This window comes from Paenibacillus rhizosphaerae, assembly GCF_014192015.1.
In the GTDB taxonomy this organism is placed as follows: domain Bacteria; phylum Bacillota; class Bacilli; order Paenibacillales; family Paenibacillaceae; genus Paenibacillus_AQ; species Paenibacillus_AQ rhizosphaerae.
In genome coordinates, this window is record NZ_JACHXJ010000002.1 from 103,387 (window position 1) to 116,216 (window position 12,830).

General features: G+C 56.9%; 11 protein-coding genes and 2 riboswitches. Of the genes, 8 read left to right on the forward strand and 3 right to left on the reverse strand.

Annotated features, from left to right (window positions below; genetic code table 11):
- Window positions 1–90: 90 nt before the first annotated feature.
- The 4 genes from FHS19_RS08950 to ptsP all read left to right on the forward strand — a co-directional run bounded on the left by FHS19_RS08950 (window position 91) and on the right by ptsP (window position 4,257).
- Window positions 91–993, forward strand: coding sequence for a LysR family transcriptional regulator (locus FHS19_RS08950; RefSeq protein WP_183581584.1), 903 nt, complete (start codon window positions 91–93; stop codon window positions 991–993).
- A 117-nt stretch (window positions 994–1,110) separates the two neighbouring features.
- The gene (gene glcT / locus FHS19_RS08955) at window positions 1,111–1,965 is read left to right on the forward strand and encodes a glucose PTS transporter transcription antiterminator GlcT (protein WP_183581585.1); all 855 of its coding nucleotides are present in this window, start codon (window positions 1,111–1,113) and stop codon (window positions 1,963–1,965) included.
- 314 nt (window positions 1,966–2,279) lie between these two features.
- Window positions 2,280–2,555, forward strand: a complete 276-nt coding sequence (locus tag FHS19_RS08960; protein WP_183581586.1) for an HPr family phosphocarrier protein — start codon at window positions 2,280–2,282, stop codon at window positions 2,553–2,555.
- The gene (gene ptsP, locus FHS19_RS08965) at window positions 2,548–4,257 is read left to right on the forward strand and encodes a phosphoenolpyruvate--protein phosphotransferase (RefSeq protein WP_183581587.1); all 1,710 of its coding nucleotides are present in this window, start codon (window positions 2,548–2,550) and stop codon (window positions 4,255–4,257) included. The genes FHS19_RS08960 and ptsP overlap by 8 nt, the downstream gene beginning before the upstream one ends.
- Before the next feature lie 279 nt (window positions 4,258–4,536).
- Here ptsP and gcvPB read toward each other — a convergent pair whose 3' ends face one another.
- From gcvPB to gcvT, 3 genes are read right to left on the reverse strand one after another with little or no spacing between them, the layout of a single operon-like run.
- Window positions 4,537–5,994, reverse strand: a complete 1,458-nt coding sequence (gcvPB, locus tag FHS19_RS08970; protein WP_183581588.1) for an aminomethyl-transferring glycine dehydrogenase subunit GcvPB — start codon at window positions 5,992–5,994, stop codon at window positions 4,537–4,539.
- Window positions 5,991–7,343 carry an aminomethyl-transferring glycine dehydrogenase subunit GcvPA gene (gcvPA, locus tag FHS19_RS08975; RefSeq protein ID WP_183581589.1) on the reverse strand — a complete coding sequence of 451 codons (1,353 nt, stop codon included), beginning with the start codon at window positions 7,341–7,343 and terminating at the stop codon, window positions 5,991–5,993. The genes gcvPB and gcvPA overlap by 4 nt, the downstream gene beginning before the upstream one ends.
- 60 nt (window positions 7,344–7,403) lie before the next feature.
- Window positions 7,404–8,510 (reverse strand): glycine cleavage system aminomethyltransferase GcvT, encoded by a 1,107-nt coding sequence (gcvT, locus tag FHS19_RS08980; RefSeq protein ID WP_183581590.1) that lies wholly within the window; start codon window positions 8,508–8,510, stop codon window positions 7,404–7,406.
- A gap of 284 nt (window positions 8,511–8,794) precedes the next feature.
- A riboswitch (glycine riboswitch) is annotated at window positions 8,795–8,891 on the reverse strand.
- A gap of 260 nt (window positions 8,892–9,151) precedes the next feature.
- Here gcvT and FHS19_RS08985 point away from each other — a divergent pair.
- From FHS19_RS08985 to gcvH, 4 genes are all read left to right on the forward strand, one after another.
- Entirely contained in the window at window positions 9,152–9,991 is an 840-nt protein-coding gene (locus FHS19_RS08985) for an ROK family protein (protein WP_183581591.1), read from the forward strand.
- 110 nt (window positions 9,992–10,101) lie between these two features.
- Window positions 10,102–10,214: riboswitch (glycine riboswitch) on the forward strand.
- Between the two features lie 173 nt (window positions 10,215–10,387).
- On the forward strand, window positions 10,388–11,062 hold the full coding sequence (gene sdaAB, locus FHS19_RS08990; RefSeq protein ID WP_183581592.1) for an L-serine ammonia-lyase, iron-sulfur-dependent subunit beta: 675 nt from the start codon (window positions 10,388–10,390) through the stop codon (window positions 11,060–11,062).
- Between the two features lie 7 nt (window positions 11,063–11,069).
- The gene (sdaAA, locus tag FHS19_RS08995; protein ID WP_183581593.1) at window positions 11,070–11,990 is read left to right on the forward strand and encodes an L-serine ammonia-lyase, iron-sulfur-dependent, subunit alpha; all 921 of its coding nucleotides are present in this window, start codon (window positions 11,070–11,072) and stop codon (window positions 11,988–11,990) included.
- 48 nt (window positions 11,991–12,038) lie between these two features.
- On the forward strand, window positions 12,039–12,431 hold the full coding sequence (gene gcvH / locus FHS19_RS09000; RefSeq protein WP_183582858.1) for a glycine cleavage system protein GcvH: 393 nt from the start codon (window positions 12,039–12,041) through the stop codon (window positions 12,429–12,431).
- Window positions 12,432–12,830 lie beyond the last annotated feature (399 nt).

A 12,830-nucleotide genomic window follows, 5' to 3' on the forward strand; every position in this document is an offset into this window, starting at 1 on the left:
ATAACTTGTTTATCCCATGAACTATAATATATATTGAATTATATTTATCATAACTTATAGGTTATGTTAAAAAGGAAAGAGGGATCTGGATTGGAGCTGCTGCAGTTAAAATACTTTCAGGTTGCCGCCCGGATGCAGCATATGACCCAGGCAGCCCGCAGCCTGCATATTTCGCAGCCAGCGCTCAGCAAAATGATTGCCTCGCTGGAAGTCGAGCTGGGAACGAAGCTGTTTGAGCGGGAGCCTAAAAGCATACGGCTGAACGAGCGCGGCAAGTTATTTTTGCGTCAGGTGGATATTGCCCTGCAGGCCCTTGAAGACGGCAGGCTGCAGCTGCAAGACCTCGGCGGTTCCGCTTCTCCGGCCGTTACACTCGACGTCCGCGTTTCCTCGCATTTACTGCCGGACCTATTGGCCGATTTCCGCAAAGAATGCCCGGCCGCCGAGTTCCATTTGCTGCAGCATTCCACGTTCGAAGGGGCGGCGGGCTTCGACCTTTGCCTTTCCGACGGAGCCGAACTGCCGCCAGGAACAACGTCGCTTTCTTTGCTGGAAGAAGAAATTTTCGTCGCGGTTCCCGCGGACCATCCGCTCGCTGGCCGTACGCAAGTCGGCTTGAAGGAGCTGAGGGAAGAGAGCTTCATCACGCTGCCCCCGGGCAAATCGCTGCGCGAAACGACGGATGCCTTTTGCCGCCTCGCCGGCTTCACTCCACGTGTCCGGTTTGAGAGCGACGACCCGGCCATGGTTCGCGGTTTGATCCGGGTCGGTCAAGGCGTTGCTTTTTTGCCGGCTATTACTTGGGGGGGTTCAACTGGGCCGGACGTCGTTCTGCTGCGGCTCGAAGAAAGCTGGTGCAAACGCTCGATTGCCTTGTCCTGGCCGCAGGAACGGTATTTGACGCAAACGGCTGCGTCATTTCGCGATTTTGCCGTGAACTATTTCGCCAGGCTGGCTGCATCGCATCCACAAGATATGGGTCGGGGCGGTTAAAACAGGGAATGCACGGTTCCATGTCCGCCCGGTTTGACGAATCGGCTGATTTCTGATATTTTTTCTGTCTGTCAGAGATGATAAACTTATCAGGCGTCAGCAAACGAGGTGCATAGTGTGAGTAGTCTGCAAGTGAGCAAGGTGTTAAATAACAATGTCATCATTGCCGAGCATCCCCAGCACGGTGAGGTGGTGGTCATCGGCAAAGGGATCGGCTTTAATCGGAAGACCGGGCAGGCCATTCCGCTGGCTGAGGTAGAGAAGATGTTTATTTTGACCAAGCCGGAGGAGCAGGAGCAGTACAAGCAGCTGCTGCCCCAGGTCGACGAGAAACTGATTGAAGCGGTCAACGAAATATTGCTGCATGCCGACCAGACAAGCTCAGGGGCCTTGAACGAGCATGTCCATATCGCACTGACGGATCACATCGCATTTGCGATCAAGCGCATGCAGCAGGGCATTTATATCCATAATCCCTTTTTGTACGAGACGAAAGAAATGTATCCCGAGGAGTTTCGGATGGCGGAATTCGCCGTCCGGCTGATTCATCAGAAGCTCGGCGTGGACCTGGGTGAAGAGGAAGCCGGATTCATCGCCTTGCATATCCACGGCGCGCTGACCAACCAGCATATTTCCGAAGTGCGCAAGCATTCCGAGCTGATCAGCGATCTGGTCCACATCGTGGAGACGGAGATGGACTTCCGGGTCCCGCGGGATTCGCTCGACTACTCCCGCCTGATTACGCACCTTCGCTTTGCTTTGGAGCGAATCCGCAGAGGCGAGGCCGTGGAGGAAACGGACACGCTCGACGCCTTGATGCAGCGGGAATACCCGGATACGTACCGGCTTGCCCAAGAGCTGACCAAAGTGATGGAGGAGCGCCTCGGCCGGCCCGTATATCCAGCGGAAGTGGGATATCTGACGATCCATCTCCAGCGTCTGGTTCACAAAAAGCAGGGGCGCGTGGATTGATCGCGTGCGGCGTGCAGCGCCTTTGATGGCGTATGGTCCCGCCGCTTTCACTTTTAAAGGAGCGCAGGCGCCTTTTTCGAATATCAAGCGCTTGCAACTTGGCGGGATGGGTGCTACAATACTGACTGTAATGAACCCAATTGAACATGCATACGTGTTACTGATACGATCAGGCATGAGTAAACCTGTAGATCTTGGTTGTTTTGCCCATTACTGGGGCAATCTATCGCTTAGCGGTAGAAACCAGGATCCCGAGCGGATACTCATGCCTTTTTGGTATTTACAAAATTTCAGCAGAAAGCAGGATGATCATCATGCAGCAAACGTTTAAAATTATCGATGAAGACGGAATTCATGCGCGTCCGGCGACGGCGCTTGTCAATACAGCTACCAAATTCAAGGATACGGAGTGCTTTGCCGAATCCGGCGGGAAAAAGGTCACTTTAAAATCGATCTTGGGCGTTCTGTCCCTGGACCTGGAGCAGGGCGACATCATTTCGCTGATCGCGGAAGGCGGCGATGAACGCGCGGCGCTGGAATCGCTTGAGCAGGTCATGGTAGGCGAGGGGCTGGGCGAGGTTCATGAATAATATCAAGGGAATCGCGGCGTCATCGGGAATTGCGATCGCCCGCGCATTCATCTTGGAGGATCCAGATTATGCGGTAACCCGCAAGCAGGCGGATGACGTTCTGGCTGAGCTGGCCAAGCTGGATGATGCGCTGGCCAAGTCCCGGGCGGAGCTTGAGGCCATCAAGGAGCGGACGCTGGCGGAATTGGGCGAGAAAAAGGCCGAAATTTTCGAGTCGCATCTGCTTATATTAAGCGACCCGGAGCTCATCGACCCGGTGAAGGACAAAATCCGGAGCGAAGCAGTCAGCGCGGAATATGCCCTGGATGAGACGGCAGCGCAGTTCATCCGGATGTTTGAAAATATGAAAAGCGCTTATCTTCAGGAACGCGCCGCGGATATGCGGGACGTGACCAAGCGTATTCTGAAGCATCTGCTCGGCCTTCAATACGTTAGCCCGTCGGAAATCGACGAGGAAGTGATTGTGATCGCCGAGGACCTGACCCCATCGGACACGGCCGGCTTAAACCGCAAGTTCGTGAAAGGCTTTACGACGAATATCGGCGGTCGAACGTCGCACTCGGCCATCATGGCACGTTCGCTCGAAATCCCGGCGGTGGTCGGCACGAAGAGCGTTCTGGACTCTGTGCAAAACGGCGAGCTGGTGATCGTGGACGGGATCGAAGGAAATGTCATCATCGGCCCGACTGATGAGGTTATCGCCGAATACACGTCGAAGCAGCAGGCATACGCCAAGCAGATGGAGGAGTGGAAGCAGCTCCGTACGGAACCGACCGTCTCGAAGGACGGGGTCCACGTGGAGCTGGCGGCCAACATTGGTACGCCGAACGACGTGGCGGGCGTCCTTGGCAACGGCGGCGAAGCAGTTGGATTGTACCGGACCGAGTTTCTCTACATGGGCCGCGACAAGCTGCCGTCGGAGAACGTGCAGTACAACGCCTACAAGACCGTATTGGAGCAGATGGAAGGCAAGCCGGTGGTCGTGCGCACGCTGGATATCGGCGGTGACAAGGAGCTGCCGTATATGGATCTGCCGAAGGAGATGAATCCGTTTCTCGGATTCCGCGCGATTCGCCTCTGCCTGGACCGGCAGGACATCTTCCGGATTCAGCTGCGGGCACTGCTGCGGGCCAGCGTGCACGGCAACCTCCGCATCATGTTCCCGATGATCGCCACGCTTGCCGAGTTCCGGGCAGCCAAGGCCGTACTTCTGGAAGAGAAGGACAAGCTGGCGGCGGAAGGCATCGCTGTCGCGGACGACATCCAGATCGGGATCATGGTCGAAATTCCGTCGACGGCCGTTCTGGCGGACGTATTCGCCAAGGAAGTGGATTTCTTCAGCATCGGCACCAATGACCTAATCCAGTACACGATGGCCGCCGACCGGATGAACGAACAGGTATCGTACCTGTATCAGCCCTATAATCCGGCGATTCTTCGCCTGGTCAAAATGGTCATCGACGCCGCGCACCGCGAGGGCAAATGGGTCGGCATGTGCGGCGAAATGGCCGGAGACGCCGTAGCGATCCCGATTCTGCTCGGCCTCGGACTTGACGAGTTCAGCATGAGCGCCTCGTCCATTCTTCCGGCACGAAGCCAGATCTCCAAGCTGTCCCGGGCGGACATGGAGCGTCTCGCCGAACAGGCGCTTCAGCTCAGCACGGCGGAGGAAGTGACGCAGCTGGTGCAGAGCGTTCAGTAGTGGATGGTTCCGCATGTGGCCGGAGGGGCTTTAGAAAGCTCTCACGATTGACTACCATCCTTTTTTACCAACCTCAGCTTCGTTATGTTTTGCACGCATAACGCATATCTTTATCCAAGTTTGGCCGGTATTCTTCGGAATGCTGGCTTTTTTTCATGTGGGTATATCTCCGCATTACAGAAGTATATAAAAAAGAACACCCTCAAAAGGGTGTTCTTGGGTATTCTCTCCACGATCTGAATTCGAATTAAATCCAAATCCAAATCCGAAATCTGAAAATCAGCTGCAGGCGCAGTTCAGCACCGGCTTGCGTGCCGCGGTCGTTTCGTCCAGCCGTGTCACCGGCGTGTCGTACGGCGCGTTCAGCAGCAGCTCGGGCTGCTCCTCCGCTTCTTTTGCGATGCGGATCATCGTGTCGATAAAGGCGTCGAGCGTGTCTTTGCTCTCCGTTTCCGTTGGCTCGATCATGATGCACTCTTCCACGTTAAGCGGGAAGTAAATGGTCGGCGGGTGATAGCCGAAATCGAGCAGGCGCTTCGCCACGTCCAGCGTACGGATGCCGTACTGCTTGAGGGGCGAGCCCGACATGACGAATTCATGCTTGCAGACGCCCGGATACGGAACGTCAAAGTAAGGAGCGAGCCGGCTCATCATATAGTTGGCATTCAGCACGGCGCACTCCGATACGCGGCGCAGACCTTCCGGGCCGTAGCTGCGGATGTAGGTATAAGCGCGGACGAGAATGCCGAAGTTGCCGTAGTACGCTTTGACCCGCCCGATGGACTGGTCGCTGCCGCCTTCGAGCGTATATTTGCCTGCAGCCGTTTTCGATACGAGCGGACGAGGCAGGAACGGAACCAGGCGGCTCTTCACGCCGACCGGACCGGCTCCCGGACCGCCGCCGCCGTGCGGCGTGCTCATCGTTTTGTGCAAATTCAGGTGCACGACGTCAAAGCCCATGTCTCCCGGGCGGGTGATGCCCATGATCGCGTTGGAGTTGGCTCCGTCGTAGTACAACAGGCCTCCGGCTTCATGGACGATGGCGGCAATTTCCTGGATTTGCTCTTCGAACAGGCCGAGCGTGTTCGGATTGGTGAGCATCAGCGCCGCGGTGTCGCTGCCGACAGCGGAACGCAGGGCGTCGAGGTCGACGAGTCCTTTGTCGGTCGACGGGATCGTGATCGTCTTCAGACCTGCGACGGTGGCGCTGGCCGGATTGGTGCCGTGCGAGGAATCCGGCACGATGACCTTGTCGCGCTGCTCGCCGCGGCTTTCATGGTAGGCGCGGATCATCATGAGTCCGGTCCATTCTCCGTGCGCGCCGGCAGCGGGCTGCAGAGTCACGGCGTCCATGCCGGTCAGTCCGGCCAAATCGTCCTGCAGACGGTAGAGCAGCTCAAGCGCGCCCTGAATGCTGTCCTCCGGCTGGTACGGATGGATTTTGGCAAAGCCCGGGTAGCGGGCGACATCTTCGTTCACTTTCGGATTATATTTCATCGTGCAGGAACCGAGCGGATAGAAGCCGTTGTCCACCCCGAAATTGCGGCGGGACAGCTCGGTGTAGTGGCGGATGACGTCCACTTCATACACTTCCGGCAGCGCGGCCGGCTCCGACCGCAGCATCGAGCTTGGGATTAGCTCTTCCGTTTCCACTACAGGGACGTCAAAGTCGGGTAAAGAGTAGGCAATCCGTCCAGGATGGCTCAACTCGAAAATCAACGCTTTTTCCTGAATCATATGCAGCCCTCCAGCGCTAGAGCGAATTGGTCAATCTGTTCTTTGGTGCGTCGTTCCGTGACGGCAATCAGCATATGTCCTTCCAGTTCGGAATAAGCTCTGCCGAGGTCATAGCCGCCGAGGATGCCTTTCTGCAGCAGCTTCGAATTGACTCCGGCCACGCTGGTTCCTTCCGGCAGCTTAATGACAAATTCGTTAAAGTACGGGGACGTGAACGGCACGCTTACCCCTGAAATGCTGCCCAGCCGGCGTGCGGCGTAATGGCTCTTCTGGAGATTCAGCTGTCCGATCTCGATCATGCCCTGCTTGCCCATGACCGACAGGTACACGGACGCGCAGAGGGCGAGCAGCGCCTGGTTGGAGCAGATGTTGGACGTCGCTTTCTCGCGACGGATATGCTGCTCGCGGGCCTGCAGCGTCAGAACGAAGCCGCGCTTGCCGTTCCGGTCGACCGTCTGGCCCACGATCCGTCCGGGCATGCGGCGCATATGGTCCTGCGACACAGCAAAGAATCCGCAGGTTGGCCCGCCCAGGGAAGAAGAGATGCCAAGCGGCTGCGCGTCGCCGACGACGATATCGGCCCCAAGCTTCCCCGGCGCTTCGAGAATGCCGAGGGAGATCGGGTTGGTGCTGACGACCATCAGCCCTTTGCTGGCATGGATGAGGTCGCTGATGGAGGGCAAATCCTCGATCGCTCCGAAGAAATTCGGGCTCTGCACGAGCACGGCGGCCGTCTGGTCTGATACGGCTTCGGCCAGCTCAGCCAGGTTGGTGACGCCGTTTGCGGAAGAGACCTCCACGACGTCGAGTCCGAGCCCTTTGGCATACGTGCGGACAACTTGACGGGCTTCCGGATGCACCGTGCTGGACACGAGCAGCTGCTTGCGCTTTGTGGCGGCGCTGGCCAGGGAGCCGGCTTCGGCGAGGGCGGTGGCCCCGTCATACATACTGGCATTTGCGACGGCCATGCCGGTCAGCTCGCAAATGTAGGACTGAAACTCGAAGATCGCCTGCAGCTCGCCCTGACTGATTTCGGGCTGATATGGTGTATAGGCCGTGTAAAATTCGGAGCGGGACACGACATGATTGATGACCGAAGGAATGTGATGGTCGTAAATTCCCGCACCCAGAAAGCTGGCATACTGGTCGGTGTTGGCATTTTTAGCGGCAAGCTCCGACAGGTGTGTCGTCAGCGCATATTCATTCAGTCCGGAAGAAACGGGCAGTTCGCCTTTGAATCGGATTTCCTCAGGAATGTCCTTGAACAGGTCTTCGAGGGAGGAGACGCCGATCGTCTTCAGCATTTCCTGCTGGTCCTGTTCGGTCATGGGCAGATAACGGTGTTTCAAGTGGAGTCAGCTCCTTTAGGTTAGGTTGAAAATCGTACTGTGCTGCGTTGGCCCAGCGATTTATTTTCGCTCGCGTTTGTAGAAAGGGGTGCTCACGACCTTGGCTTTGAGCCGCTTGCCCCGGACATCAACTTCCACTTCGGTTCCAAGGGCGGAATAGCCGTTTTGCACGAGCGCGAGACCGAGATTGCGCTTCAGCGTCGGGGACTGGGTTCCCGTAGTCACTTCGCCGATCTGCTCATCTCCCGCATATACGGGATAATGGGAACGTGGGATGCCCCGGTCGATCATTTCGATGCCGACCAGTTTGCGCGGCACGCCCGACTCCTTCTGCTGCTGCAGGGCCGCCTTGCCGATAAAATCGGCCGCTTTGCCCAGCTTGACGAAGAAGCCGATGCCGCCTTCGAGCGGGGAGATGTCCTTGGACAGCTCCTGTCCGTACAGCGGCAGCTTCGCTTCGAAGCGAAGCGTGTCGCGGGCGCCGAGCCCCGCCGGAATCAGGCCCGCGCTCTCGCCCTGCTGAAGCAATCCGCTCCAGACCGCAGGAGCATCCTGTGCGGCCAGGTAGATCTCAAAGCCGTCTTCCCCGGTGTAACCGGTGCGGGATATCAACGTGCTTGCGCCGAACAGCTTCACATTTTGGATAAAATGAAACGGGGCGAGCTGCCCCAGATCGGCATCGACGAGCGGCTGCAGCACCGTTTCAGCCTTTGGCCCCTGAAGAGCCAGCAGCGCGGTGCCGTCCGACTCGTTCACCATGTTCACGCCGGCCGGCCGGTGCTCCTGAAGCCAGGCCCAATCCTTGTCGATGTTGGAGGCGTTCACGACCAGCATGTAGGACTCCTCGCCGAGCTTATAGACCAGCAGGTCGTCGACAACGCCCCCGTCCGGATAGCACAAGGCGCTGTACTGCGCCTGCCCCGGCTCGAGAACCGATACGTCATTGACGGTCACGAGCTGGAGAATGTCCTCCGATCCCGGGCCGTCCACCTTGAATTCGCCCATGTGGGAAACGTCGAAGAGCCCGGCAGCCTCGCGGACAGCCTCATGCTCTTTGTGGATGCCGCTGAATTGGACGGGAAGCTCCCATCCGCCAAAATCGATGCAGCGGACGCCGGGAACCTGCGCATAGAGAGGAAAAAGCGGTGTTCTTTTTAATTCGGACATGAGTCACCTCGGTTTTCACGTGTTACCACGGATTGTTTAGGCTTTTCATCACAAAAAGTTCTTTCATGCAGCGCAAAAAGGACAGGGCGAAAGAATAAGCATGCGCCCTACGCACACTTTCTTTCAAGCTCTGTCCTTGGTACCTGAGAGTTACCTTACTACGGATGCCGGTGAATGGAGCGGCCCGGGACTTCACAGGCGAAATTCGGGCCCCACATCAACCCCGGGCAACAAGCAAGTTTCCCCTTGGGTGATTCTTACGTTCAGAATTCTCTCCAGAGATGCGTCCGGTAATCGTCCTTTTGCCTGAGAGATTCACCCGGGTCCGGGCTTACTCCTTCGGCGTTACTGCTCGGCAGTAATCTCTCCCATTACCATCATCCGCTATACGATTGTTTGTTCACGACATCATAAAGCTCGAATCAAATGTTCGAGTTCGTTCTATATATTATTAATACTCAAAGTACAAACTCGTGTCAACAACATTATCATAATGCCTATTTACGAATATTACAATGAGTTTATGTTTATAATGTTCGATTTTAGGTGTTTTGATCTAGGTGGAACCTCCAGGGGGATTTTTCGTCCCTGAGCTGCCTGCCGGGAGTGAAGCAAATCAGGATGTATGAGGAGGAGCTGTGATGATGAAGAACATTGTAGGCGTCGATATGGGATGTACGAAAATGCTGATGGTTGCCGAGGCGGATGGACAGCTTGTCGAGCACAAGGTCCCCACCGGGCTGGATTGTTCTCTGGAATATCTGGCGGGTGAGATTGACCGTTTTATTTCAGGGCTTCCGTATGAGCCGGAGGGGCTCGGCATCGCGCTTCCGGGACTCGTTGAGGGAGACCGCCGTCTGCAGTTTTCCGATATCCGCGCGCTGTGCGGGGTGACGTCAGACGATTTTGCCAAAGGCCGTTTTCCCTGCCGGCTGATCAATGACGTGAAAGCGGCGACGGTTGCTGAAGCGGCCAATTATCCGGAAAAGGATACGGTCGCGGTGATCATGGCCGGCTCGGGGCTGGCGCTCGGGGTCTATTCCAAACAGCGGATGTATACCGGCGCTGGCGGGTTTGCGGGAGAGCTGGGCTACACCGTCATTGCGACTGAAGCCGGGCCGCGCAAGGTGGACGAATTGGCGGGCGGCATCGGCATTCTCACTGCGGCAGGCTGCGATATCGACGCCTTCCTTGCCAAGATCCGGGATGGGGACGGCGATTCGTTGGCTTTGCTTGAACGTGCCGGCTTTTACTGCGGGCTGGCGATCACCAACGTGCTGCATCTGTTTAACCCGGACGTTCTGGTGATCGGCGGCAGCACATCCACGTACCCGGGATATATGGACAGCGCATTGCGGACGGCCGAGAAGCATACGCTGCCGGACATGTTCAAAGCGTGCTCCTTTGCATCTCCGAAAGACGTCAAACGGATCGTGGCGCTCGGAGCGATGCAATTTTTGCGCACGGGAATGGAGTTTTAGACGAGGCCGCATATGTTATATTGACACCCGTATTCGCTCTGCTTTATTCTTAGTTCAGAGTTTGGAAAAGTAGAGCGGACGCTTGGAAAGTAATTGAATATTCAGCGGATGAACGCGCGCGGGAGAGACCGCCCATCGTATAAGGGCGGCACCGAAGGAGCAAGCTGCAGGTAGGCACATGCAGGCAGCTAATCTCTCAGGTACAAGGAACCGCCGCGGGACGCGGCTCTGGAGAGAGCTATACGGCCACCCAAGGGGAACGCGGCGCACCATGCCGCACAAACTCTCAGGTACAAGGGACAGAGAAAAGGTGCTGACGCCTTTTTTGCTGTCCTTTTTTTTGTCCAGCCCATCGCAAAGCGCGTCGAAAATAGCTAACGGGGAGCGTAGAACCAAGTGAGATTTAAAAATGTGTTTTCCATCATCGGTCCCTCCATGGTAGGGCCATCCAGCTCGCACACCGCGGGAGCGGTACGCATCGGCAGAGTGGCACGGCAGCTGCTGGGCTGCCAGCCGGAGACGGCCAAGATGACGCTGTTCGGTTCTTTTGCTGAGACGTATTGGGGGCATGGAACCGATTTGGCGCTGACTGCCGGGCTGATGGATTATGAAACGGATGATCAGCGGATTCCGCAGGCTGACGTGCTGGCCGAAGAAGCCGGCATGACCCTGGAGTGGGTTCAGGGCCGGGGCAATGGACCCCATCCGAACTCGGTCAAAATCCAGCTGACCGGGGGCGGACGGACAGCTGAAATCGTAGCGGCCTCGATTGGCGGCGGGACGATCGCGGTGTATTCGGTGAACGGTTTTGACGTGCAGATCACGGGCGAATACCCGACCCTGGCGGCGAAGCATTCCGACAGTCAGGGAGTTCTGGCCAACATGACCGCGCTGCTGAGCCGGGATGGATATAATATCGGGTATATGGATGTGGACCGCAAGGGCCGCAGCGGGGATGCGATGACGGTGTTCGAACTGGATTCCGCTCCAGGGGAGAGCACCATTCAGGACATCTGCAAGCTCCCCCACATCAAGGAAGTAACGATGATCGATTTGACCAAAAGGAGCTAAACGTCATATGAGATTCGAGACCCTCGAACAGCTGGCGGACATTTGCCGCCAGGAAAACAAGACGATTGCCGAGGTTATGCTTGAGGATCAGGCGCGGGAAACGGGCGTCTCCCGCGAGGAAGTGTTCAGGCAAATGGCCGAATACTACGGTGTGATGAAGGAAGCGGTGCGCCAGGGGCTCACCGGTAACACCAAGTCGCGGAGCGGGCTCACCGGCGGCGATGCCAAAAAGGTGTCCGATTACATGCAGCAGGGGGAAACATCGCTTGGCGGCCCTGCGGCCGAGGCGATGGCTTACGCGCTGGCGGTATCGGAGGTGAACGCCTCGATGGGACGGATTATCGCGACACCGACGGCGGGCTCGTGCGGAATCATCCCCGGGGTATTCGTCAGTGCTCAGGAACGTTTCGGCTGGGAGGACGAACATTTGGTCAAGGGCTTGTTCTGTGCCGGTGCCATAGGTTATGTTATAGCCAATAACGCCTCGATCTCGGGGGCGGAAGGCGGCTGCCAGGCGGAAGTCGGTTCGGCGATCGGCATGGCCGCGGGCGCGATGGTCGAGCTGCGCGGCGGTACGGCCCAGCAGGCCGTTCATGCCGTGGGCCTGGCGCTGAAGAACTGCCTCGGCCTGATCTGCGATCCGGTCGCCGGGCTGGTGGAAATTCCATGCATCGTCCGGAACGGGCTGGGGGCCGTCACCGCCCTGGCGGCTTCGGACATGGCGCTTGCCGGCGTGGGCAGCGTCATCCCGGCCGATGAAGTGATCGGCGTCATGCTGGAGGTCGGAAGCGCCATGCCGGCCAAGCACCGCGAGACCGGGAAGGGCGGACTCGCTCAGACGCCGACAGGCCGCAAGCTGACCAAGGAATTGGTGGAACAGCGCCGCAGAAAGGCCAAAGAAGCTAAGACGGCTGCCAAGGAAGATTAGAACATGAACGGCAGCCCCAAAATTGAAATCAAAGGAGACGCGAAATCGATGAGCAATGTGAAGGAGAACCGTTGGTACAGCAAGGATCATGAATGGGTGGAAAAGGCAGGCGGATCTGTGGTCCGCATCGGGATCAGCGACTTCGCCCAGCATCAGCTGGGGGACATCGTGTTTGTGGAGCTGCCGGAAGCCGGCGCCGACGTGGCGGCCGAAGAGAGCATCGGAACGATCGAGTCGGTCAAAACCGTGTCGGATCTGTTCAGTCCGGTAAGCGGCAAAGTGACCCAAATCAACGATGCGCTGGAAGGAGAGCCGGAACTCGTCAACAGCGAGCCGTACGACGGAGGCTGGATGATCGAGGTAGAGGTTGAAGGAGACTTGGACGAGCAGCTGCAATCGCTGCTGACGGCAGAGCAGTATGAGCAATTTTTGAACGAATAATAACGACATCAAGACAGGGGCTGTGGCACATTGTGCCGCAGCCCCTTTGATTTTATACGACCGACTTGATACGACGGCCCGTTACGCCTTTACTGCTTATTGCACCTGCAGCGCGGGTTATTTTTATACCATTCCCTCAAGCCGCCTTATTCTTATGATGATAAAATTTATAAATATTCAGCGGAGCTAGACGCGGTCTGTCTTCTTTGAAGGTACGTCGATCGACGTTTTTCGTAAGACTGCCCCGCATCTATGATTCTATGATTTGGAAGAACCGTGCAACTATGGGGTAAATGCTAGCGTACAAGCATATAATGATTTCACAGTGCAGTCACAGCTGTCCCGTAAATTTGGGCAGGGAAAAGCTTATAGAACCCCTTACAAATGGCAAGAAAGTAA